Source organism: Streptomyces sp. AN091965, from assembly GCF_022698285.1.
Classification (GTDB): domain Bacteria; phylum Actinomycetota; class Actinomycetes; order Streptomycetales; family Streptomycetaceae; genus Streptomyces.
This window is the reverse complement of record NZ_JALDMY010000001.1, coordinates 4,912,069-4,933,921: the sequence shown is the minus strand read 5'-3', so window position 1 is coordinate 4,933,921 and position 21,853 is coordinate 4,912,069. Positions and strand designations below refer to the sequence as shown.

The 21,853-nt window shown below is 72.3% G+C and carries 18 protein-coding genes and 1 pseudogene; 5 read left to right on the top strand and 14 right to left on the bottom strand.

Translation table 11 applies throughout. The annotated features are described in order from the left end of the window. Nucleotides 1–283 precede the first annotated feature (283 nt). The 9 genes and pseudogenes from MQV74_RS20825 to MQV74_RS20785 all read right to left on the bottom strand — a co-directional run bounded on the left by MQV74_RS20825 (nucleotide 284) and on the right by MQV74_RS20785 (nucleotide 10,824). Nucleotides 284–1,099 (bottom strand): HAD family hydrolase, encoded by an 816-nt coding sequence (locus MQV74_RS20825; protein WP_242719820.1) that lies wholly within the window; start codon nucleotides 1,097–1,099, stop codon nucleotides 284–286. Continuing rightward, on the bottom strand, nucleotides 1,096–2,385 hold the full coding sequence (gene serS / locus MQV74_RS20820; protein WP_242719818.1) for a serine--tRNA ligase: 1,290 nt from the start codon (nucleotides 2,383–2,385) through the stop codon (nucleotides 1,096–1,098). Before serS ends, MQV74_RS20825 begins: the two co-directional genes overlap by 4 nt. Before the next feature lie 675 nt (nucleotides 2,386–3,060). After that, entirely contained in the window at nucleotides 3,061–3,996 is a 936-nt protein-coding gene (gene pheA / locus MQV74_RS20815) for a prephenate dehydratase (protein WP_138960639.1), read from the bottom strand. 78 nt (nucleotides 3,997–4,074) lie between these two features. Continuing rightward, nucleotides 4,075–5,334 carry an iron uptake transporter deferrochelatase/peroxidase subunit gene (gene efeB, locus MQV74_RS20810; protein WP_242719816.1) on the bottom strand — a complete coding sequence of 420 codons (1,260 nt, stop codon included), beginning with the start codon at nucleotides 5,332–5,334 and terminating at the stop codon, nucleotides 4,075–4,077. A gap of 5 nt (nucleotides 5,335–5,339) precedes the next feature. Next, nucleotides 5,340–7,439 carry a copper resistance CopC/CopD family protein gene (locus tag MQV74_RS20805; RefSeq protein ID WP_242719814.1) on the bottom strand — a complete coding sequence of 700 codons (2,100 nt, stop codon included), beginning with the start codon at nucleotides 7,437–7,439 and terminating at the stop codon, nucleotides 5,340–5,342. A 208-nt stretch (nucleotides 7,440–7,647) separates the two neighbouring features. Next, nucleotides 7,648–8,151 (bottom strand): annotated as a pseudogene (locus MQV74_RS20800) (copper chaperone PCu(A)C); the annotation flags it as partial. After that, on the bottom strand, nucleotides 8,148–8,873 hold the full coding sequence (locus MQV74_RS20795) for an SCO family protein (protein WP_242719812.1): 726 nt from the start codon (nucleotides 8,871–8,873) through the stop codon (nucleotides 8,148–8,150). The gene MQV74_RS20795 and the pseudogene MQV74_RS20800, both read right to left, overlap by 4 nt. Nucleotides 8,874–8,964: 91 nt before the next feature. Then, nucleotides 8,965–9,720: a YcnI family copper-binding membrane protein gene (locus tag MQV74_RS20790; protein ID WP_242719810.1), complete on the bottom strand. Its 756-nt coding sequence runs from the start codon at nucleotides 9,718–9,720 to the stop codon at nucleotides 8,965–8,967. Between the two features lie 267 nt (nucleotides 9,721–9,987). Then, a complete protein-coding gene (locus tag MQV74_RS20785) occupies nucleotides 9,988–10,824 on the bottom strand; it encodes a hypothetical protein (RefSeq protein WP_242719808.1) in 837 nt (278 codons plus the stop codon). 320 nt (nucleotides 10,825–11,144) lie between these two features. Between MQV74_RS20785 and MQV74_RS20780 the strand changes: the two genes are divergently transcribed. Next, entirely contained in the window at nucleotides 11,145–11,729 is a 585-nt protein-coding gene (locus MQV74_RS20780) for an ATP-binding protein (protein WP_242719806.1), read from the top strand. A 58-nt stretch (nucleotides 11,730–11,787) separates the two neighbouring features. Here the strand turns inward: MQV74_RS20780 and MQV74_RS20775 are convergent, their stop codons facing one another. Beyond that, complete coding sequence (locus MQV74_RS20775) at nucleotides 11,788–12,603, bottom strand: NAD(P)H-binding protein (RefSeq protein WP_242719804.1); 816 nt, start codon at nucleotides 12,601–12,603, stop codon at nucleotides 11,788–11,790. A 118-nt stretch (nucleotides 12,604–12,721) separates the two neighbouring features. Between MQV74_RS20775 and MQV74_RS20770 the strand changes: the two genes are divergently transcribed. Continuing rightward, nucleotides 12,722–13,234, top strand: a complete 513-nt coding sequence (locus MQV74_RS20770) for a winged helix-turn-helix transcriptional regulator (RefSeq protein WP_242719802.1) — start codon at nucleotides 12,722–12,724, stop codon at nucleotides 13,232–13,234. A 204-nt stretch (nucleotides 13,235–13,438) separates the two neighbouring features. Then, complete coding sequence (locus MQV74_RS20765; protein WP_242719800.1) at nucleotides 13,439–13,933, top strand: cupin domain-containing protein; 495 nt, start codon at nucleotides 13,439–13,441, stop codon at nucleotides 13,931–13,933. Nucleotides 13,934–13,940: 7 nt separating this feature from the next. Here the strand turns inward: MQV74_RS20765 and MQV74_RS20760 are convergent, their stop codons facing one another. Together MQV74_RS20760 and pdxR are read right to left on the bottom strand one after the other, a co-directional pair. Next, on the bottom strand, nucleotides 13,941–14,897 hold the full coding sequence (locus MQV74_RS20760) for an aldo/keto reductase (protein WP_242719798.1): 957 nt from the start codon (nucleotides 14,895–14,897) through the stop codon (nucleotides 13,941–13,943). Nucleotides 14,898–15,019: 122 nt separating this feature from the next. Continuing rightward, nucleotides 15,020–16,510 (bottom strand): MocR-like pyridoxine biosynthesis transcription factor PdxR, encoded by a 1,491-nt coding sequence (gene pdxR, locus MQV74_RS20755; RefSeq protein WP_242719797.1) that lies wholly within the window; start codon nucleotides 16,508–16,510, stop codon nucleotides 15,020–15,022. Nucleotides 16,511–16,557: 47 nt separating this feature from the next. Between pdxR and MQV74_RS20750 the strand changes: the two genes are divergently transcribed. Further along, complete coding sequence (locus MQV74_RS20750) at nucleotides 16,558–17,103, top strand: carboxymuconolactone decarboxylase family protein (protein ID WP_242719795.1); 546 nt, start codon at nucleotides 16,558–16,560, stop codon at nucleotides 17,101–17,103. Between the two features lie 197 nt (nucleotides 17,104–17,300). Here MQV74_RS20750 and MQV74_RS20745 read toward each other — a convergent pair whose 3' ends face one another. Together MQV74_RS20745 and MQV74_RS20740 are read right to left on the bottom strand one after the other, a co-directional pair. Continuing rightward, nucleotides 17,301–18,797: an aminopeptidase P family protein gene (locus MQV74_RS20745; protein ID WP_242719793.1), complete on the bottom strand. Its 1,497-nt coding sequence runs from the start codon at nucleotides 18,795–18,797 to the stop codon at nucleotides 17,301–17,303. 120 nt (nucleotides 18,798–18,917) lie between these two features. Further along, nucleotides 18,918–20,315 (bottom strand): PP2C family protein-serine/threonine phosphatase, encoded by a 1,398-nt coding sequence (locus MQV74_RS20740; RefSeq protein WP_242719791.1) that lies wholly within the window; start codon nucleotides 20,313–20,315, stop codon nucleotides 18,918–18,920. Nucleotides 20,316–20,930: 615 nt separating this feature from the next. On the opposite strand from MQV74_RS20740, the gene MQV74_RS20735 reads away from it, so the two are divergent. Next, a complete protein-coding gene (locus tag MQV74_RS20735; protein ID WP_374120659.1) occupies nucleotides 20,931–21,842 on the top strand; it encodes a bifunctional DNA primase/polymerase in 912 nt (303 codons plus the stop codon). Nucleotides 21,843–21,853 lie beyond the last annotated feature (11 nt).

Here is a 21,853-nt window from a genome sequence, read left to right as displayed (position 1 = left end):
AGTCCTCACCCACTCCGTGCAGCCCCGTCACGGGGGAGACCGCCCGGGGGCGGCCGCTTCGAGCGCGCGCACTGCGCGGGCCGCCCCTCCCGGAGGGGGTGTGCGGCCGGAGCCCGGCGGATGATGGGCCGGGCCGACCCGGCGCCCTGTCCGAGCCGCACCGGAGCCCGGCGTCACGCCCGGGCCGCGCCCCGCCTGAGCCCGGCGTCGCGCCTGAGCCCGGCGTCGCGCCTGAGCCCGGCGTCGCGCCTGAGCCCGGCGTCGCGCCTGAGCCGTGCCCCGCCTAAGCCAGCAGCCGTTCCAGGACGACCGCGATGCCGTCGGCCTCGTTCGACGTCGTCACCTCGTCCGCCACTGCCTTCAGCTCCTCATGCGCGTTGGCCATGGCCACGCCGTGGGCGGACCAGGCGAACATGGGGATGTCATTGGGCATGTCGCCGAACGCGATCGTGTCCACGGCCTTCGCGCCGAGCCGACGGGCGGCCAGGGACAGGCCCGTCGCCTTGGTCAGACCCAGCGGCAGTATCTCCACGATGCCCTCGCCGGCCATCGTGACGCCCACGAGGTCCCCCGCGACCTCCCGCGCCACGGCCGTGAGCGCGTCGTCGTCGAGGCCCGGGTGCTGGACGTACAGCTTGTTCAGCGGAGCCGACCACAGGTCGGCCGGGTCGGCGAGCGGGACCGCGGGGAGCGGGCCGTCCTGGACCAGGTACCCGGGGCCGACGAGGACCTCGCCGTCGATGCCGTCACGGCTCGCGGCGAGCGCCAGCGGGCCGATCTCCGCCTCTATCTTCGCCAGGGCCAGGCCCGCCAGCTGCCGGTCCAGCGTGACCGAGGTGAGCAGGCGCCGCTCGCCCGCGTGGTAGACCTGCGCGCCCTGGCCGCACACGGCGATGCCCTCGTAGCCGAGGTCCTCAAGGACGTGCCGCGTCCACGGCACCGAGCGGCCGGTGACGATGATGTGGGCCGCGCCCGCCGCGGTGGCCGCGGTGAGCGCGTCACGGGTGCGCGCCGACACCGAGTCGTCGGGACGCAGGAGCGTTCCGTCGAGGTCGGTGGCGACGAGCTTGTACGGAAAGGCGGGGCCGTCGGAGCTCACTTGGCGAGGGGCTCCAGGATCTCGCGGCCGCCCAGGTACGGACGGAGCACCTCGGGGACGCGCACGGAGCCGTCCGCGAGCTGGTGGTTCTCCAGGAGCGCCACGATGGTGCGCGGCACGGCGCACAGTGTGCCGTTCAGGGTGGCGAGCGGCTGGACGGTCTTCTTGCCGTCCTTGTCCTCGCGCATGCGCACGGAGAGTCGGCGGGCCTGGAAGCTGTCGCAGTTCGAGGCGGAGGTCAGCTCGCGGTACTTGCCCTGGGTGGGGATCCAGGCCTCGCAGTCGAACTTGCGGGAGGCGGACGCGCCCAGGTCGCCCGTGGCGACGTCGATCACCTGGAAGGGCAGTTCGAGGCTGTTCAGCCACTGCTTCTCCCAGTCGAGGAGCCGCTGGTGCTCGGCCGCGGCGTCCTCGGGGGCGACGTACGAGAACATCTCGACCTTGTCGAACTGGTGCACCCGGAAGATGCCGCGGGTGTCCTTGCCGTACGTGCCCGCCTCGCGGCGGAAGCAGGGCGAGAAGCCCGCGTACCGCAGGGGGAGCTTGTCGGCCTCGATGATCTCGTCCATGTGGTACGCCGCGAGCGGGACCTCGGAGGTGCCGACCAGGTAGAAGTCGTCCTTCTCCAGGTGGTACACGTTCTCCGCGGCCTGGCCGAGGAAGCCCGTGCCCTCCATGGCGTGCGGGCGGACGAGCGCGGGGGTCAGCATCGGGATGAACCCGGCCTCGGTGGCCTGCGCGATGGCCGCGTTGACCAGCGCGAGCTCCAGGAGCGCGCCGACACCCGTCAGGTAGTAGAAGCGCGAGCCGGAGACCTTGGCGGCGCGCTCGACGTCGATGGCGCCGAGCGCCTGGCCGAGCTCCAGGTGGTCCTTCGGCTCGAAGCCCTCGGCGGCGAAGTCGCGGACCGTGCCGTGCGTCTCCAGGACGACGAAGTCCTCCTCGCCGCCGACCGGGACGTCCGGGTGCACGAGGTTGCCGAGGCGGAGGAGCAGGCGCTTGGTCTCGTCGTCGGCCTCGTCCTGCTCGGCGTTCGCGGCCTTGACCGCGGCGGCCAGCTCGCCCGCCTTCTTCAGGAGCTCGGCCTTCTCGTCGCCGGAGGCCTTGGGGATGAGCTTGCCGAGCGCCTTCTGCTCGGAACGGAGCTCGTCGAAACGGACCCCTGACGACCTGCGCCGCTCGTCGGCGGAGAGGAGGGAGTCGACGAGGCCGACGTCCTCTCCACGGGCGCGCTGCGAAGCGCGAACACGGTCGGGGTCCTCACGGAGCAGGCGAAGGTCAATCACCCCCCCAGGCTACCTTCGTGCGCTTCCGGCCCACGACTCGATTTTCCCCTGCCCTCCGATATGACCGAAATGCCGGAATGTGAATTTCTCGCCCATCGCCTCGCCCGTCTCCCGCGCTTTCACGGGTGGGGACGCGTGCTCGCCGGGCGCTCGTCGCGGCCCCGGCGCATGGTCGGGCCGGGTCAATAAAACGGGCGTCATTCCCCGAATCGGGGCAGATGGGCCTCGCCGTCTTGACTGGATTCCCTTGTGGGAAACGGGACTTGGAGGGCTGGTTGTCCACAGGAATCGGAGGGTCCGGAAAGTTATCCACAGGCTGTGCGAAAGATCTGTGGATGCCTGATCGGGGCCCTTCCCATGGTCCTCCACGGTGAAGGATTCCCTTTCCAAACCTGCTCAGCGCCAACTTTCGGGTGGAATTGGTTAACTCCAAAGTGTCACCACATGGAAAAAGGTGGACGAACGAGTGACGGGAGTGGCTGTGGGCGGACTTGGGCGCTGAGTGCCGTTTTGTCGACGATGTCGCACTGCCTTGTCGACTTGTCCCCAGGTCGAGAAGGGGACCTGTGGATAACTTCTGTGGACAACATAAATCTGCAGGTAGGACTACCGATCCGGAGCTGTGTGCAGGCAGGCGAAAGCACCGGGAAGACCCGGCGGCGGGGCGTTAAACGCTCAGAATCGGCCGTCCTGGCTGCGTGCGAGCCAGTCCGACGCCGACGTGAAGTCCTCGTCGGACGTCCCGGGCCGCAGCGGCCGTACGTTCTCCGGTGCCACTCCCGCACGCGGATACGAGCCGAGGAAGCGCACCTTCGGGCAGATCCTCTTCAGGCCCATCAGGGCCTCGCCGACGCGGCGGTCCGTGATGTGGCCCTCGGCGTCCACGGAGAAGCAGTAGTCGCCGATGCCGCGACCGGTCGGGCGGGACTCGATGCGCATCAGGTTGACGCCGCGCACCGCGAACTCCTGGAGCAGTTCGAGCAGCGCACCGGGGTGGTCGTCGCCGAGCCAGATCACCAGCGAGGTCTTGTCCGCGCCCGTCGGCGCCGCGGGCCGGGCGGGGCGGCCCACGAGGACGAACCGCGTCTCCGCGTTCGCCGCGTCGTGGATCTCGGTGACCAGCGGTTCGAGCCCGTACGTCGCCGCGGCGAACTCGCCCGCGAACGCCGCGTCGAACCGGCCCTCCTGCACGAGACGGGCGCCGTCCGCGTTCGACGCCGCCGACTCCCACACCGCGTCCGGCAGATGGGCGGCCAGCCAGTTGCGCACCTGCGGCTGGGCCACCGGGTGCCCGGTCACCGTCTTGACGTCCTTGAGCGCGGTGCCCGGACGCACCAGAAGGGCGAAGGCGATCGGCAGGACCACCTCGCGGTAGATCATCAACGGCTCGCCCTTGGCGAGCTCGTCCACGGTGGTCGTGACGCCGCCCTCCACCGAGTTCTCGATCGGCACCAGCGCCGCCGCGGCCTCGCCCGCGCGCACGGCGTCGAGGGCCGCGGGCACCGAGACCATCGGCACCAGCTCGCGGGTCGCGGCCTCCGGCAGGGTGCGCAGGGCGGCTTCGGTGAAGGTGCCTTCAGGGCCGAGGTAGGTGTAGCGCGTCGCCGACATGCCGTCACCCTAATGCGGCGGACGGGCCGGGCGTACGCGTCCGCCGCCGATGGCCCCTCCGCCACCGCCCGGAGCGGGTCAGCCCTCCAGCAACGCCTGCCCCACGTACCCACCGGCTTCCGCCCCGCCCGGCACCGCGTACACCCCGCTCGCCTCGTGCCGGATGAACTTCGACAGGGCGTCGCCCCGGTCGAGCTTCCGCTGCACCGGGACGAAGCCGCGCAGCGGGTCGGCCTGCCAGCAGATGAAGAGCAGTCCCGCGTCCGGCTCGCCCTTGCCGGTGAAGCCGTCGTGGTACGAGAACGGGCGGCGCAGCATCGCGGCGCCCCCGTTCTGGTCGGGGCGGCTGATGCGGGCGTGCGCGTTGAGCGGGACGACCAGGTCGCCGCCCGCGGTCGTCTTCTCCAGGTCCATCTCGGTGGTCTCCGTGCCGCCCGTCAGCGGCGCGCCGTCGGCCTTGCGGCGGCCGATGACGTCCTCCTGGGCCTTGGGCGCGAGCCCCTCCCAGTCGTCCAGGAGCATCCGGATGCGGCGTACGACGGCGTACGAGCCGCCCGCCATCCAGGCGGGGTCGGCGTCGGCGGCCTTGTCGGGCACGAAGATGCGCTTGTCGAAGTCGTCGTCGGACGGCTTCGGGTTGTTCGTGCCGTCGATCTGGCCCATGAGGTTGCGCGTCGTCATGGGACGGGCGGTGGCGCCGGGCGAGCGGTTGAAGCCGTTCATCTGCCAGCGGAGCCGCGCCGCCGAGCCCGTCTCGTTCTGCAGGGCGCGCAGCGCGTGGAAGGCGACCAGGGAGTCGTTGGCGCCGATCTGCACCCACAGGTCGCCGTTGCCGCGGGCCTTGTCGAGGCGGTCGGAGGAGAACTCCGGCAGCGGGTCGAGGGCGGCCGGGCGCTGCTTCTCCAGACCGGTGCGGCCGAAGAAGCTGTGGCCGAAGCCGAAGGTGACGGTCAGCGAGGAAGGGCCCGCGTCGCGCGCGATGTCGGTGTCCTGGCCGCGGCCCTCCACCGGCTTGCCCGCCATCAGCCGCTGCGCCACCGCCGACCAGCGGCGCAGCAGGGCCGTCGCCTCCTTGCGCCCGGAGTCCGGGGCGAGGTCGAAGGCGACCAGATGGCCGCAAGACTGCACGGGGGTGGTGATCCCGGGCTGATGTTTCCCGTGAAACATCACCTCGTCGGCCCCGAGTGACGTCAGCGGCGTGCCCGTCGTGTCCGAGCCGCCGGACGAGCCCGAGGACGCCGCCGCGTATCCGGCCGCGCCGCCTGCCGCGCCGAGTGCGAGGCCGGTGGCGCCCGCCGTACCGAGCAGGCGCCGTCGCGAAATGGTGTGGTCCGCCATGGGGTTCAGCCGATCTGCACGTTCTTGTCGAGGGTGACCTGGTCGATGTCGGAGGTGCGGACGGTCACCGCGACCTTCCAGTCGCCGGCCATGGGAATCTGCACTCCGCTCGCGCTCCAGTGTCCGGTGGCGATGCGGTCGGGGGCGACCGGCAGGGGACCGACGTCCTTGGCCTTGAGCGTGAAGGCGATCTTCACCTCGGGGATGTCGAAGGCGCTGCCGTTGGGCCGGGTCGCGTACACGTGCAGGTCGTTGCTGCCGGTGCGGCCGGGGTCGAGTTCGAGGCGCACGGTGCCCTTGCCGTCCTGGCCGCCGGTGTCGAACGGGATCTTGATCTTGACGGGCCCGGCGTTCCGGGGCGCGGACGAGGTGGCGTTCTTGGCCTCTTCCTCGGTGCGCCCCGGCTCGGTGGTGGTCAGGGCCGTGGTGACGGCGAGCAGGACGACGGCGACACCGACCTCGGCGAGCACCGAGCGGCGCAGGCCGGAGCGGTGCGGGTCGGCGTCGCGGACCCGCTTCTCCCGGGCGGCGTCCACGGCGGCCCGCTGCCGGGCGAGCTGGGCGGCGCGCTTGTCGTCACCGGCGGGCTTGTCGGCTGCCTTGTCGCCGGGCTTGTCCTTGGCCTTGTCGAGGGACGTGCCGGTCCCGGCGTCCGTGTCCACCGTCGCCGACACTCCGGTCTTGGAGCTGTGCGCGACGGCGACGGGCTTCTTCTTCTTGGTGCTCGCGCTCTTGGTGCTCGCGCTCTTGGCCGTGGAGTTCTTGGTGGCCGTGGAGTTCGTGGCCGTCGTGGCCGACGTGCGCTGTTCGACGACCGCCGTCGCCGCCGCCTCGGGTGCCAGGCCGCCCGCCTCGGCGAGGATGCGCCCGGTCCAGCGGCGCGACACGGAGGCGATGCCGACGAGGACGACGACGAGCCCGACCTTGATCAGGAGCAGCTGCCCGTAGTCGGTCTCCACGAGCGCGGTCCAGGAACCGACCTGCCGCCACGACTGGTAGAGCCCGGTCCCGGCGAGGGCGACGACGCTGCCGAAGGCCACCCCGGAGAAGCGGCGTACGGCATTCGCGTCGATCAGCGGCGCCCGGTACAGACACAGCAGCAGCGCCACGACCCCGCCGAGCCAGACGGCGACGGCGAGCAGGTGCAGCACGTCGACGGGCATGGCGAGCCCCGCCTGGATGCCGGTCGAGGCGTGCTCGGCGAGCGCCCAGGTCGCCGCGATGCCGATGGCGACGACCCCGCCGCCGACGGCCAGGCCGAAGGCCAGGTCCCGCTTTTCCTTGGGGTCCTCGCGCTTGTCGTACGCGCCGAACAGGACGGCGATGAACAGGGCGGCGGCCGCGAGGAGCAGCAGCCGCGAGACGAGCGCGGCGCCCGTCTTGGTCTGCAGGACGTCGCCCAGCTTCGCGAGGTCGAAGGCGTCGGCGAGCTTCCCGGAGCCGGTGTAGGGCGCGCGCAGCAGGAGCGTGGCCAGGGTGGCGCCGGTCAGGGTGAGCCAGCCGGAGACGACGAGGCGCTGGAGCGGCCGGACGCCCGCGCCGCGCGGCCAGCAGCCGAGGACGAAGGCGGCACCGCCGACGACGACGATGAACCCGGCGTACGAGAGGTAGCGCGCCGTGTCGTAGAGCGTGCCGACGAGGCCGCCGCCGACCTCCTGGTCGGGCAGCGCGACCTTGGTGTCGGACGGCGCGCCGATGGAGAAGGTGAAGGCTCCGGCGATGGGGTGGCTGTCGGCGGAGACGACCTGGTAGGCGACGGTGAAGGTGCCGTCGGGCAGGCCGGGCTTCAGCTTCACGCCGTACGTGGTGGAGCCGAGGTCGGTGGTCTTGCCGGTGTCGGCGCGCTTGCCCGCGGGGTCGAGGACCCGTACCGAGCCGTCGGACATGGCGACCTTCTCGGAGAAGGTCAGGGACACCTGGTCGGGTGCCTTGGCGACCACCGCCCCCCGCTTGGGATCGCTGTCGGTCAGCGCGGCGTGCGCGTCGGCGGGCGCCGCGGTGGCGAGGACGGCGCCGAGCACGGCGGAGACCAGGGCCGCGGCGACGAGCAACAGGCGCCCGAGTCCGGCGAGGTCCGGCCCCGGGCGGGGAGCGGTGGTCCGCATCAACTCTTCAGTCCCCTCAGTGCGACGAGTGCGAGGCGTGCGACGAGTGCGAGGCGTGCTGATCGGCCTTGGAGCCGTCGGCCGTGGCGTGCTGGTCGTGCTCGGAGTGCGTCTTCGGGTCGCCGGAGTGCGTCTTCTTACCGGAGTCCGTCTCGCCGGAGTCGGTCTTGCCGGAGTCGGCCTCGTGGGTCTTGTCGGCCTTGTCGGGGTCTGTCGTTCCGGAGCCCGGCTTCGGGTTGTACGTCGCTTCCTTCACCGGCATCTCGACGGTGATCGGGCCCGACTTCTCGAAGCGGAGCGTGACCTTCACCTTGTCGCCCAGCTTCGGCTTGTGCTTCAGCTTCTCGAGCATGATGTGGTTGCCGCCGCGGGCGAAGACGAGTTCGCCGTTCGCGGGCACGGCGAAGGACTTCTGCTCCTTCATCGTGCTGCCCTTGGTGGCGTGCAGGGTCACGCTGCCCGCGAGCGGGCTGGACGCCGAGGTGAGCGTGTCGGCGGCGCCCTTGTTGGTGAGCGTGAAGAAGCCGCCCGCCATGTCGTCCATGGCGGGGACGGGGATGTAGGCGCCGCTGACCTTCAGCTCGGGCTTGTCGGATGCGTCCTTCGAACCCTTGGCGTCCTTGTCGTCGTTGCAGCCGGTCAGGGCGAGGCCCGCGGCCAGTGCTATGGCACAGCCGGTGAGGAGGCGGCGCCGGGTGGTGCGGTGGTTCACGGGTTCTGTCCCTTGATGATCTTGGGGAGGTCCTGCGCGTACTCCTCGGCGCGGGTGTCCTGGCCGTTGTAGACGACGTATCCGGCGTCGGTCTTCGGGGAGAAGGCGATGACCTGCGTGCCGTGCATCGACTCGATCTTGTTGTTCTTGAGCTTCTTGGACGGCTCGATGCTGATGCCGACCGTCCGGGCGCTGCCCTGGATGGTCGGGAAGTCACCGGTGAGGCCGATGAACTCGGGGTCCTGGGCCTTCAGCCACTTGCCGAGTTCCTTGGGCGTGTCCCGCTCGGGGTCGGTGGTCACGAAGACGACCTGGAGCTGGTCGAGCTCCGCCTTGGTGACCACCTTCTTGCGCAGCATGTCCTTCTTGGCGACGGCGATGTTGCTCATCGTCAGCGGGCAGACGTCGGGGCAGTTGGTGTAGCCGTAGTACAGCAGCACCGGCTTGCCCTTGGTCCGCTCGCGCAGGTCGTACTTCTTGCCGTGGGTGTCGGTGAGGACCAGGTCCGGCTTCTTGAACGGCTTGTCGAGGACGGTCGCGGCCTGCTTCGACTCCGCCTCCATGGAGACGTCGGCGATCGGCTTGTCCTTCTTGTCGCCGTTGTCCCCGCCGCAGGCGGTCAGCGTGAGCCCCGCGGCGGCGAGCAGGGCCGCGCCGGCGAACGCGCGCCTCTTCGTGGTCTTCGGGCCCGACGTGGTGGTCTGGTTGCTCAACTTGCGCATACGAAAATGTCCCAGATGTGAGGGGGCCGGGACGCGCCGGGGCCGGTGTCCGGCGGCGGCGCGTCCCGAGGGCGGCCTGGGCGGCGACGCCTCAGCTGGTGGCGCGGCGGCGCTGGGCGACGACGCCGAAGGCGACGCCCGCCACGCCGACGACGATGCCGACGATGCCGAGGGTGCGGGCGGTGGTGTCGCTGCTGTCGCCGTCCGACGCGGTCTCCTGCTTGGCGTCGCCGGACTTGGCGTCGGCCTTGTCGTCCTTGGCGGCGGAGGCGCCGTGGTGGTCGTCGGACGCGGCGGTCAGCGCGAGCGTCGGCGCCGGGTACTCCGGCTCCTCGTCGCCCTTCTGCGGCTCGATCCAGCGGACGACTTCCTTGTTGTCGTACGTCTGCAGGGCCTTGAAGACCAGTTCGTCGGCGTCCTCGGGCAGCTGGCCGATGGACAGCGGGAACTTCTGGAAGTAGCCGGGCTCCACGCCCTTGTCGTCGGCGGTCCAGGTGACCTTGGAGACGGCCTCGTTGATCTTCTCGCCGTGGATCTCGATCGGCTTGTCGAGCTTGGTCTTGGTGACCTTCGCCTTCCAGCCGGGCACGGGCTGCGGCATCACGGACGCGAGCGGGTGGTCGGCGGGGAAGGTGACTTCCAGCTTGGTCGTCGAGGCGTCGTCGCGCTCGTTCGGGACCTTGAAGTTAACGGTCGCGTACCCGCCCTTGGCCGCCTGGCCCTCGGGGGTGACGCTGACGTGCGCGAAGGCGGGCACGGACAGCAGGAGGACGGCGGAGGCGGCGACGCCGCCCACGACGGAGGCGCGGGTGAGGGCGGCGGACTTCGGGGACTTCTGGGTCGTCATCGCGGAATGCTCCAGTTTCGGCAGGAGTGCGCGGCGGCCGGGCCGTCGTGGCGGGGCCCGTGGGCCCCCGACGAGCGGAGGCGCGGCCGTGCGTACGTGAGGTGTGCGGAAGGGGACGCGGTGCGCGGGCCGACTGGCCTCGCACCCGTGCGGGCACGCCGGGCGGCACCCCTCCGACAGCAGTACGTCCGTACGCCGGTGCGTCACTCAGTACGTCGTACGCCACTGCGTGCGCGTACGCGTAGGTGTCGCGTGGAGCGGGCCGCGTCAGGCGGCGAGCGAGAACGCGGTGGTCGCGGGCGGGCCGCGCCGGATCACCGTGTGCTGGAGCGCGGCCGCCCGGAGCTTCGGCGGCACGAGGGCACGGGCCGCGCGCGCCGGACCGGAGGCCGGCTCCGCCGCACCGGGGAGCCCGGCGCGCAGCGCGCGCACCAGAGTGAGGGCGGCGCGCAGGGAACGCATGAGCGCTCCTTGGGCGACCCCCTGCGCCCCTTGGGCGGAGAGCCGGACGAGCCGCATGAGCGCCACGTCGCCGCGGCGCAGCAGCCAACCCGCGGCCACGGCCGCGAGCACGTGCGCGAGCAGCATCGGCAGCGTCGGCAGGAGGGACATCGCTGAGCCCGGCATCATCGCGGACTGCGCGGCCGCCGCCTCGCCGGTGGCGTGGGCGTGCGCGCCGTGGCCGCCGGACGGGTCGAGCCCCGCGGTCTCCAGGATCTGCCGGGCCTGGACGGGAGTGATGGTCGCCCCGCCCGCCCCGCACACGATGCGGGCCGCGCGCTCGACGAGCGAGCCGCCGCCCGTGCCGCCCGCGACCATGGTCGTGCCGTGCTGGCCGAGCCCGAACAGCGCGTGCAGCCCGAGCTGCCCGACCGCGAGCGCCCCGGCGATGCCCGGGAGCGACCGCTCCCGTCCGGCAAGGGGCACCGCGAGCACGAGCACGGCGAGGAACCCGGCGCCGAGCGTCCACAGCGGGACGGTGGCGCAGGAAGCGAGCACATGGCCCCCGGCGGACAGCACGAGGCACACCGCGGCGAACATCGCGGCCCGCAGCAGTCGGAGATCGGCTCCGGCGCGCGCCTGGCGCTGGTGGGGGGCAGTCATGGCCGGGCCATCATCGCACTGGGCCGCCCCGCCCCGTACGGCAGGTCCGCAAGCTCCCGTCCATGCCGCAAGGCGACGGAATCACCCGAAATGATCCATAAGTGCCGGGAAGGCCCTGATGGGAGGGGCTCCGCGCATTCACGGCCCCGGCGCCGGGTAGGCGCAGCGGTATGTCCCGCTACACCGGACACAGCCCTCGCCGCGTCCGCCGTATGGGCGGCGTCACGTCAACTGGGCGCTTATCCCGGGGCGCTGGCGGCAATACGTATCGGTATGTCGAGCCGCGGCCAGAGGGCTGGAGCATGCCAGGAGGCTGAAGCATGAGCATCTGGTGGTCCCTCCATTTGCGGCGCGAAGCCGCGAGCGTCCCGCTCGCGAGGCGCCTGCTCATCGGCACGATGGAGACGGCCGGGGTGGACCCGGACGTCTCGTACGACCTGTCGCTCGCGCTCACCGAGGCCTGTGCGAACGCGGTGGAGCACGGTGGCGCGACGGGCGCCGCCACGGGTGCGTACCGCGTCACCGCCTATCTCGACGGCGAGAAGTGCCGCATCGAGGTCTCCGACTCCGGCCCCGGCCTGCCGCCGGGCCGGGTCTTCATGAGTGCCGCGAACACCCCCGCCACGAGGACGAAGGGCAGAAGGGGCACCGGGCGTGGCCGCCGCACGCGCCGCCGCGCGGGCACGCAGGCCGCCCCGGCCCCGCGCCCGTCCCGGACCCAGGCCCCGCCCTCCGCACCCGTGCCGCCTTCCGAGGTCGCCGAGAGCGGCCGTGGCCTGTGCCTCATCCGGGAGCTCGCCGACGACGTGCACTTCGGCAACAGGCCGGGTCGCGACGGCGGCGCGGTGATCAGCTTCGACAAGATCCTCAAGTGGCGGGAGGGCGCCCCGCTGGCGGCCGTGTGAGCCGTCCGCGGCCCGGTCTCAGGACTCGGCCCCGGACCGCCCCGGTCGGCCCCGGGGCTCAGCTCCGGACCGCCGCCGCGTAGGTGTCGAGGGCGGAGCGCGGGGCGCGGCCCAGAAGGGCCCGCAGGGCGTTGTCCGCTATGGAGGTGCCGTCGAGGAAGCCGCCCGCTATGGACGCGTACGTGCTGAGCAGCATCGGCACCTGGAAGGGCAGGGCCTGGCCGGACGCGGTGATCGCGGCGCGGGTCGCCTCCAGCCCGCCGGGCTCGTACGAACCGCCGGTCGCCGCGGCCAAGTCGGCGCCGCCGAGGGGCTCTTCGCCGACGAGCTCGTAGGTGCGCCCGGCGTGGGCGGCGGGGGCGGTGGCCACGCGGACGGCGACCTCGGCCAGGTCCTCGCGGGCGACCGCGGCGAGCCGTCCGTCACCGAGCGGCGCGGCTATCGTCCCGTCCGGACCCGGCGCGGCCACGGCGGCGAGGAACTCCGCGTACAGGCCGTTGCGCAGCACCGTCCAGTTCAGGGAGGAGCGGCGCAGTCTGCGCTCGGTCCAGCGGTGGGCGAGCGCGTACGTCAGATGGTCGCCGTCGCCGCTCAGGCTGGTGTAGACGAGGTGGCCGACGCCGGACTTCTCGGCGGCGGTGACGACGGCCTCGTGCCGGGCGATGACGACGTCGTCCTCGGCGGCGCCCGCGGAGATCACGAGGAGCGTGTCCACTCCGGTGAAGTCCAGGGAATCCGGGTCGTCGAAGTCGACGCGGCGCTGTCCGGGCGCGGGGGCGCGGGTGCCGACGGCGAAGGGCGTGTCCGCGCGGCCCGCGAGCTTCGCGGTGACGAGCCGGCCGAGTGCGCCGGTGGCGCCGGTGACGAGCAGCATGGGAACGATCCCCCGAGAAGAGCAGTTGGACTGGGTGACGACCGGTGCGAGAGGTGCTGTGCACTCGGTACGTGACCATCGTGAGCGATGGCGGGGGAGCACGTAAGGAGGCACTTTGATGTCAGTGGGGCACACGGTGGTAACCACTCCCGGGGCCGCGGCGGCCCGGGTTTCGGGGGAGGCGCCCGCGGCGGCGCAGGGTTCGGAGGAAGCGCCCGCGGCGGCGCTCAAGGCGCTGGTCGGCGAGCCCGTGATCGCGTGCGAGACACCGCAGGACGAGTGCGGGGTCAGGGACGTCCTGGACCGCCTCGGCGACAAGTGGTCGGTGTACGTCGTGGTCGAACTGGCGGGCGGCGTGCTGCGGTTCAAGGAGCTCCAGCGCCGCATCCACGGCGGCATCTCGCAGCGCATGCTCACGCTGACGGTGCGCCGGCTGGAGCGGGACGGCCTGGTGAAGCGGACGGTGCACCCGACGATCCCGCCGCAGGTCGAGTACGAGCTGACGGAGATGGGCCACAGCATGACCCACCTCATCAAGTCCCTCGCCGACTGGTCGATAGCCCACCGTCCGGCGATAGCGGCGGCACGGGAGGCGTACGACGGGGCGCAGAAGGCCCCCGACGCCCGGTAGGCCCCCGACGCCCGGTAGGCCCCCGGGGGCCCGCGACCTCCGGTAGGCCCTCGGTAGGCCCCGACCCCCGGTAGGCCCCCGGCGCCCGCCAGGGGACGACCTCGGTCAACTTGCCATTACGGCAACAACAGTTGCCGCTCCCGATGAGACGATCGCAGTCTGGTGCCAGTCCAGAAGGCGCTCGAAACGTCAGGAGGCCACCCGGTGTCCACGCAGGCCACGCCCCAGAACACGCCCGAGACCACGCCCCGGACCGGGGCTCAGACCACGCCGCGGCACACGCCCCAGGCCACGTCCGGGACGACGCCGCCGAACAACCGCGTCCACCACGTCCGTGCCGGGGAGCTCGACGGCTACACCGCCCTCAGCGGCGGCACCGTCGGCTCCCGGAAGCTGTGGATGGGCCTCGTGGAGCACGAGCCGATGAGCTCGACGGACAATCACCACCACGGCGAGTCCGAGGCGGGTGTCTACGTGGTCAGCGGCCACCCGGTGTTCGTCTTCCACGACGGCGAGCAGGAAGTCAGGATCGAGGCGGGCCCCGGCGACTTCCTGCTCGTGCCCCCGTTCGTCCCGCACCGGGAGGAGCACCCGGACCCGTACGAGCCGGTCGTCGTGGTGATCGCGCGCACCACCCAGGAGCCCATCAAGGTCTCCGTGCCCGAGCTGTACCAGCTCACGGCGGCGGACACGCGCTAGCGCACACTCAGCGCTCGCCGGAGGCCTCGTCGGAGACCTTGGCGGATTCCTCGGCGGAGGCCTCGGCCACCCCGGAGAGCCGGGCGAACTGCTCGTCGGACAGCTCCACTTCGAGTGCCCGTACGTTCTCCTCCAGGTGTCCCACCGACGTCGTACCGGGGATCGGCACGATCACGGGAGAGCGCCGCAGCAGCCAGGCGAGGGCCGTCTGGGCGGTGGTCGCGCCGAGCTCCGCCGCCACCTCCGCGACCACGCCGCCCGCCCGGGCGTGGGCGCCCATCGCCACGGGGAAGAACGGCAGGAACGCGATGCCCTGCTCGGTGGCGTAGTCGACGACGGCCTCGTGCTGCCGGTCGGCCAGGTTGTACAGGTTCTGCACGCTGGCGATCGGTGTGATCGCGGCCGCCTCGCGCAGCTGCTCCACGCCGACCTCGGACAGGCCGATGTGCCGCACCTTGCCCTCGTCGCGCAGCTGCTTGAGGGCGCCGATCTGGTCGGCGAGCGGATAGGCGTCGTCGAGCCGGTGCAGCTGGAGCAGGTCGAGCCGCTCCACGCGCAGGCGGCGCAGGCTCAGTTCGGCCTGCTGGCGCAGGTAGGCCGGGTGCCCGAGCGGCACCCACTCCGTCGCCGACGGGCGGACGACGCCGACCTTCGTGGCGATCGTCAGGTCGTCGGCGTAGGGGTGCAGCGCGTCGGCGATCAGCTCCTCACCGCCGCCGATCATGTACGAGTCGGCCGTGTCGATCAGGTTCACGCCGAGCCCGACGGCCTTGCGCAGCACGGCGGCAGCGGCGGCGCGGTCCGTCGGCGGCTTCCACACGTGGCCCGCGCCCGGCTCGCCGTCGGCGGGGTCGGGCGCCGCCGTGAGCCGCATCGCGCCGTAGCCGATGCGGCGCACCGGCAGATCGCCGCCGATCGCGAACGTGATCTGTTCCGTGCGTTCCCCAGTGCCCTTGTTCGTCATCGCTGCTCCCCCGTACGTGGTTGATGAGGTCTGTTGCGTACGCCCCTTGGTGAGGGACGTGTCAGATCCCAACCAGCGCCAACGGGTTCTTATTTCAGCAGCTCAGAACGGGGAGCGAGGCTTCATGCGCCGTTCACGTCCGGCCGCTCGTCCGCGTCCGTTTCGTGGTCCGTTTCGTGGTCGGGGGCGGGTGGCAGCGCCCGGCACAGGGCCTCGATCGCCGCCGTGTACGCGTGCTCGGAGGGTGTCGCGTAGCCGACGACGAGCCCGTCGGGGGCCGCCCCCGTCGCCTGCGGATGCCGGTAGTCGGCCAGCCCCTCCAGGCCCACTCCGTGCCATGCGGCGGCCTTCACGGCGGACGCCTCGGTGCCGGGGGGCAGCTGGAGCACGGCGTGCAGCCCCGCCGCGATGCCGGTGACGGTGATGTGCGGGGCGCGTTCGGCGAGCGCGGCGACGAGCTGGTCGCGGCGGCGCCGGTAGTGCTGCCGCATGCGGCGGACGTGGCGGTCGTACTGCCCGGACTCGATGAGCTCGGCGAGCGTGAGCTGGTCGAGGACGCTGGCCCACGCCTCCCGCTGGCCCTTGGCGGCGACGACGGCGTCCACGAGGTGCTCGGGCAGGACCATCCAGCCGAGCCGCACGGCCGGGGACAGGCTCTTGCTCACCGAGCCGATGTACACGACCCGTTCGGGATCGAGCCCCTGGAGGGCGCCCACGGGCTCGCGGTCGTAGCGGAACTCCCCGTCGTAGTCGTCCTCCAGGATCAGCCCCGCGCGCGTGCGGGCCCAGTCGACGACGGCGGTGCGGCGCGCGGGGTGCAGCGGCCCGCCCGTCGGGAACTGGTGCGCGGGCGTGAGCAGCACCCCACGGACCGGGCCGGGTGCGTCCGACAACTCCTCGACGCGGGCGCCGTGTTCGTCGAGGGACAGCGGCACCGGCCGCACCTTGGCCGTGTCGAGCAGGGAGCGGTGGAAGCCGAGGCCGTACGCCTCCACGGCGAGGGGGCCGCGCAGCACTCCGCCGGTGCCCGTGCCGAAGAGGAGCCGCAGGGCGTGCGCGAAGCCGGAGCACACCACGATCCGCTCCGGGTCGGTCCGCACCCCGCGCGAGCGCGCCAGATAGCCGGCGAGGGCGCGCCGCAGCTCGATCCGGCCGCGCGGGTCGCCGGGCCCGAACGCCTCGGTGGGCGCGGCGGTCAGGGCCCGCCGGGCGGCGGCGAGCCAGGCCGTGCGCGGGAAGGAACCGGCGTCCGGCTGGCCCTGGACCAGGTTGTGCGCGGGGGGCGCGTCCCCGGTGGGGGCGCGCTTGGGGACACGTATGCGCGGGGGTGGTGCGGCCCGCTCGGCGACCCGCGTCCCCGAGCCCTGGCGTGCGGTGAGCCAGCCTTCGGCGACCAGTTCCGCGTACGCGTCGGCGACGGTGTTGCGGGCGATCCCGAGGTCGGCGGCCAGGGAGCGGTACGGCGGCAGGCGGGTGCCCGGGGTGAGCCGCCCGGAGCGCACCGCCTCGCGCAGGGCACCGATCAGGGCGGCGCGGCGACTGCCGCTTCCGGAGAGGTCCAGGTGCAGGTCAGCGCCGATGCGCCCCGACGAATTGACCCGTGATTCCGCCATGGAAGTGCACCCTACCCAAGGTCTTTGGAGCTCGTAGATTCATGGTCATGACGAACAACACCGCAGTCACCGCGCCCGCCGCCACGCCGTCCGCCGCCACCGCGTCCGCAGTCGCCGGGTCCCCCGCCACCGCCGCCCAGGCCCCCCGCCTCAACTTCGCCAAGGTCGCGCCGAAGGTCTTCAAGGCAGTCATCGGCCTGGACGCCGCCGCCCGCGACGGCCTCGACCCGGCCCTGGTCGAGCTGGTCCAGATCCGCGCCTCGCACCTCAACGGCTGCGCGTACTGCCTGCACATGCACACCAACGACGCGCGCAAGGCGGGCGAGAGCGAGGACCGCCTGCACATGGTGGCCGTCTGGCGCGAGGCCAGGAACTTCTTCACGGCCAAGGAGCAGGCGGCGCTCGCGCTGACCGACGCGGTCACCCGTCTCGCCGACGCGGGCGTCCCCGACGCCGTCTACGCGGAGGCCGCCGCCCACTTCGAGGAGGCCGAGCTGGCCCAGGTCCTGTCCCTGATCTTCACGATCAACACGTGGAACCGGATCGCCCTGGCCACGGCCAAGGTCGCCGGCACGGACGAGCGCCAGGGCTGAGCACCGGCGCCCGTCCGTACCGGCCTGCGGGTGGGTCGTGGTGGGTCGCGCAGTTCCCCGCGCGCCTTCGGGGCGCACCCCCTGAGGCGGTCCACACGTGGCAGGGAACGGAAAACGCCGGACGGGGCTGGGGAATCCAGCCCCGTCCGGCGTTCGAGGACGAGTGCGCGGTGCGATCGGCCGTGCGAGGACGGACCTCAGCCCTTGAGCTGGGCCATCCACGCCTCGACCTCGTCCGCGCGGCGCGGCAGCGCGGCGGACAGGTTCCGGTTGCCGTCCTCGGTGACGAGGATGTCGTCCTCGATGCGCACGCCGATGCCGCGGTACTCCTCCGGCACGGTCAGGTCGTCCGCCTGGAAGTACAGGCCGGGCTCGACCGTCAGGCACATGCCGGGCTCAAGGGTGCCGTCCACGTAGGTCTCGGTGCGCGCGGCGGCGCAGTCGTGGACGTCCATGCCGAGCATGTGGCCGGTGCCGTGCAGCGTCCAGCGGCGCTGCAGACCGAGCTCCAGGACGCGCTCGACCGGGCCCTCGACGAGGCCCCACTCGACCAGCTTCTCGGCGAGCACGCGCTGCGCGGCGTCGTGGAAGTCGCGGTACTTCGCGCCCGGCTTCACCGCCGCGATGCCGGCCTCCTGGGCCTCGTACACGGCGTCGTAGATCTTCTTCTGCAGCTCGCTGAACCGGCCGTTGATCGGCAGCGTGCGGGTGATGTCCGCCGTGTAGTACGTGTGCGTCTCCACGCCCGCGTCGAGCAGGAGCAGGTCGCCGGAGCGGACCGCGCCGTCGTTGCGCACCCAGTGCAGGGTGGTGGCGTGCGGGCCCGCGGCGCAGATGGAGCCGTAGCCGATGTCGTTGCCCTCGACGCGGGCGCGCAGGAAGAACGTGCCTTCGATGTAGCGCTCGCTCGTCGCCTCGGCCTTGTCGAGGACCTTCACGACGTCCTCGAAGCCGCGCACCGTGGAGTCCACGGCCTTCTGCAGCTCGCCGACCTCGAACTCGTCCTTGACCAGGCGCTGCTCGGAGAGGAAGACCCGCAGCTCCTCGTCGCGCTCGGCGGTGACCTTGTCGGTCAGGGCCGCCTCGATCCCGGCGTCGTAGCCGCGCACGACGCGGACGGGACCGGTGGCCTCGCTCAGCAGGCCCGTGAGCTCGCGCACGTCCGACGCGGGGACGCCGTACAGCTTCTCGGCCTCGGTCAGCGAGTTCCGGCGGCCGACCCACAGCTCGCCCTGGCCGTCGAGCCAGAACTCGCCGTTCTCCCGGTCGGAGCGCGGCAGCAGGTAGATCGTCGCCTCGTGGCCCTCGCGCGTGGGCTCCAGGACGAGGACGCCGTCCTCCGTCTGGTTGCCGGTGAGGTACGCGTACTCGACCGAGGAGCGGAAGGCGTACTCCGTGTCGTTCGACCGGGTCTTCAGGTTGCCCGCGGGGATCACCAGGCGCTCGCCGGGGAAGCGCGCGGACAGCGCGGCACGGCGGGCGGCGGTGTGCCCGGCCTGGGCGACCGGCTCCAGGTCACGCAGCTCGGTGTCGGCCCAGCCGGACTTCATGTTCTCGGCGAGCTCGTCGGAGACACCCGGGTACAGGCCGTTCTTCCGCTGCTTGATCGGCTCTTCGTCCTCAGCTTCCGGGGTCTCCGGGTTGAGAGCGTCCGACACGGTCTGCCTCCTATGTACGACAACGGGCCTTCTCATCGTACGGCGGTCAGGAAGGGGTTCCAGAGGCAGAAGGACCCTTACAGTGCGCAGTCAGAAGGTCACGCGGAGCCCGGGTGCGCGTCGGAACGTCAGCCGGGACAGCGACCGGAGGGTGGCCTATTCGAAGCGGGCCGCGAGCAGCACCACGTCCTCGTCGCGCCCGGCGGCGCTGTCGATCCCCTCGGGCAGCACGGTCCGCAGGACGTGGTCGGCGACCGCTCCCGGGTCCTCCCGGGCGGCCTTCGGCACGCTCGCCGCCGCCGCGTGCAGGCGCGCGAACGCCCGGTCCATGGCGTCGCCGGTGCGGTGCAGCAGACCGTCGGTGTAGAGCAGCAGGGTCTCGCCGGGCTCCGGGCGGATCTCCACGCTCGGCGCCTCCCAGCAGGCGAGCATGCCGAGCGGCGCGGACAGGGAGGTCTCCACGAACTCCGTGCGCCGCTCCCCGACGAGCAGCGGGGGGCTGTGCCCGGCCCCGGCGAGGACGACCTTGCGCAGCGCGGGTTCGCAGTACGCGAACAGGGCCGTCGCCGAGCGCGCGGGCTCCGTCAGGCGCAGCAGCAGCTCCAGGTCGGACAGGACGGCGACGGGGTCCTCGCCCTCCATCACCGCGTACGCCCGCAGGCTCGCGCGCAGGCGGCCCATCGCGGCGACCGCGCTCGGCCCCGACCCCGTGACCGAGCCCACCGAGAGGCCGAGCGCCGCGTCGGGCAGCGGCAGCGCGTCGTACCAGTCGCCGCCGCCGCGCGCCCCGGCGCGGTGCCGCGCGGCCAGCTGCACGCCCGCGACCCGGGACAGACGCGAGGGCAGCAGCTCCTCGCGCAGGGTCGCCACGGTGGTGCGGGCGCGGCTGAGCTCGACGAGGCGGGCCAGGTGCTCGGCGGCGTAGCGGACGTACAGGCCGGTCAGATGGCGTCGGCGGGGCGCCGGTTCGGCGGGCTCGTCGTACAGCCAGACGGCCGCGCCGACGCCGCCGGTCGCCTCGGTGGCCAGGGGCAGCGCGTAGCTCGCCGCGTAGCCGAGGCGGCGGGCGACCTCGCGGTGGCGCGGGTCGAAGGTCTCGTCGGCGAAGAGGTCCGGCTGCGCGATCTCCGTGATCTCCGCGAGCGGGGTGCCCGCGGCGCTCGCCTCCAGGAGCCGGCCGTACGCGGTGGCGGCACGCGGCACCGTCTCCAGATACCCGAGGTCGGCGCGGGCGAAGCCGAGGCCGACGGTGGTGTCGGGGCCCAGGCCGTCGGCGGGCTCCACGACGACGAGGCCGCGGCGGGCGCCGACCAGGGCGGCACCGGCGTGGAGCACTTCGTTCAGGGCCTCGTCCAGGGTGGCCGTGCGGGACAGGCGCTCGGTGAGTTCGTGCAGCGTGGTGAGGTCGGAGACCCAGCCGGCCAGGCGGTCCTGGATGAGCGCGCCGGGGGCGCCGGGGGCTTCCGGGACGGGCGCGGCGGGCGGGGCAGTGTGCGCCGGTGGGGGAACAGTGGAATCGATTCCGGCCACTTTCGGCAGGTGCGGGGCGTTCATGGCTGACCGCTTTCCGGCCAGTGCGTATTGCTCAATAGCATCGCAAACCCCCTGTCATTCTGCGCCGCCAGCAATGTCTCCACATCTACACGCACTGGAGAGGGGATGTCCAGCATTGTCCTGCTGGGATTCCTGGTGTCCAGTGCGCGGCGTGAGAATTCTGCGAACTGGAAGTGATCTTGAGAACTTGGCTCAAAAGTGTTGCAGGGAACGCCATATTGCGGTCGACTGACATTGTTCGAAGGAGCGTCACAGCGGCCGTGATGGGTACGGATTCAAGTGGTGGCTCGGGGCTGGACCAGGGCAGTTGTGCGACGCCCGGAACCTGTCGCCGGACCCGGACGTCTTAACCCACGGCGACCGCGCCCCATCGTCCCGTGGCACCGGGGGCAAGAAGAACGCGGGACGGCAAACGCCAGGCGCCGCCACCCCACGCCACGTTAACGCTCGGCCCATAGGGGTTCCCCATGCCGCAGGCTGGGGTGTGACGCGCCAGCTTGTACGCACCTTGCATGCACCTTGTACGCGCACCTCGTACACAGCGATAGAGATCCACACATGGTGTGATGTGGCCCGAAGTGTCCCTCTGCGTGTAACGGAAAGGAACGAGCGCTCATGCGCGAGATCCTCGGAAGGCGACGCAGGCTCCTGTCCTGGCGAATCGGTAGGAAGTCTGACCAGAGTCCCTCTCTGATCGGTGCGGCCCTGACCTTCGCGACAGCATGGCGCTGGCCCGTGCTGCCCGGTGTCGGTATCGAAGGGCAGAGCAGGCAGCTCCTCGACGGCATCGCCGGACTCGACGGGCGCGCCGGTCTCGCCGGGCCCGGCGACACGCGTGGCGGCAAGAGTGCCAGAAGGACCGGCAAGCGGGGTGCGAAGCGGGGGCCGCGCGCCGCGAAGCGGGGAGCGGCCGACGAGCGGCCGGAGCTGTCGGTCGCCCAGCGTGACGCCGCCCGCGGCGGCCGGACCCGGTGCGCCTGCCCCGACCCGGAGTGCGTCGTTCCAGGCGCCCACCCGCTCGACCCGGGGCTCCTCGCCGCCACCACCGACGAGCGCATGGTCCGCTGGTGGTGGACCAACCGGCCCGGCGCACCCATCCTCCTCGCCACCGGCGGGCGCGCCCCCTGCGCCGTGAGCCTGCCCGCGGGCGCCGGCGCGCGCGCCCTCGCCGCGCTCGAACTCGAGGGCATCCGCCTCGGCCCCGTCGTGGCCACGTCGGCCCGTTGCTTCATCCTCGTAGCGCCGTACTCCATGGAGCAGTTGGGCGAGCTCCTGTACGCCAAGGACCGGGTGCCCGGCTCCCTGCGCTTCCACGGAGAGGGCGGGTACATCCCGCTGCCCCCGTCCGAGACGGGCCAGGGCCAGGCGCGCTGGGAGCGGGCCCCTTCCCCGAGCTCTCCACTTCGTTCGAGCCGGGGATGCCCCGTCCCCGGCTCCGCCGCCCCCTGGGTGCCCGACGTGGAGGCCGTCGTGGACGCGGTGGTCGACGCGCTCACTCATACGGGTGTGAGCGCGCCCGAGTTCTAAGGGAATTGGGC

Coding starts and splice junctions, on each gene's coding strand:
- pheA (WP_138960639.1), bottom strand. CDS start 3,996: ATGTCGGCGACGCGCTACACCTACCTCGGCCCTGAAGGCACCTTCACC.
- efeB (WP_242719816.1), bottom strand. CDS start 5,334: ATGGCGGACCACACCATTTCGCGACGGCGCCTGCTCGGTACGGCGGGC.
- MQV74_RS20805 (WP_242719814.1), bottom strand. CDS start 7,439: ATGCGGACCACCGCTCCCCGCCCGGGGCCGGACCTCGCCGGACTCGGG.
- MQV74_RS20795 (WP_242719812.1), bottom strand. CDS start 8,873: ATGCGCAAGTTGAGCAACCAGACCACCACGTCGGGCCCGAAGACCACG.
- MQV74_RS20790 (WP_242719810.1), bottom strand. CDS start 9,720: ATGACGACCCAGAAGTCCCCGAAGTCCGCCGCCCTCACCCGCGCCTCC.
- MQV74_RS20785 (WP_242719808.1), bottom strand. CDS start 10,824: ATGACTGCCCCCCACCAGCGCCAGGCGCGCGCCGGAGCCGATCTCCGA.
- MQV74_RS20780 (WP_242719806.1), top strand. CDS start 11,145: ATGAGCATCTGGTGGTCCCTCCATTTGCGGCGCGAAGCCGCGAGCGTC.
- MQV74_RS20775 (WP_242719804.1), bottom strand. CDS start 12,603: ATGCTGCTCGTCACCGGCGCCACCGGCGCACTCGGCCGGCTCGTCACC.
- MQV74_RS20770 (WP_242719802.1), top strand. CDS start 12,722: ATGTCAGTGGGGCACACGGTGGTAACCACTCCCGGGGCCGCGGCGGCC.
- MQV74_RS20760 (WP_242719798.1), bottom strand. CDS start 14,897: ATGACGAACAAGGGCACTGGGGAACGCACGGAACAGATCACGTTCGCG.
- pdxR (WP_242719797.1), bottom strand. CDS start 16,510: ATGGCGGAATCACGGGTCAATTCGTCGGGGCGCATCGGCGCTGACCTG.
- MQV74_RS20750 (WP_242719795.1), top strand. CDS start 16,558: ATGACGAACAACACCGCAGTCACCGCGCCCGCCGCCACGCCGTCCGCC.
- MQV74_RS20745 (WP_242719793.1), bottom strand. CDS start 18,797: ATGAGAAGGCCCGTTGTCGTACATAGGAGGCAGACCGTGTCGGACGCT.
- MQV74_RS20740 (WP_242719791.1), bottom strand. CDS start 20,315: ATGAACGCCCCGCACCTGCCGAAAGTGGCCGGAATCGATTCCACTGTT.
- MQV74_RS20735 (WP_374120659.1), top strand. CDS start 20,931: ATGCGCGAGATCCTCGGAAGGCGACGCAGGCTCCTGTCCTGGCGAATC.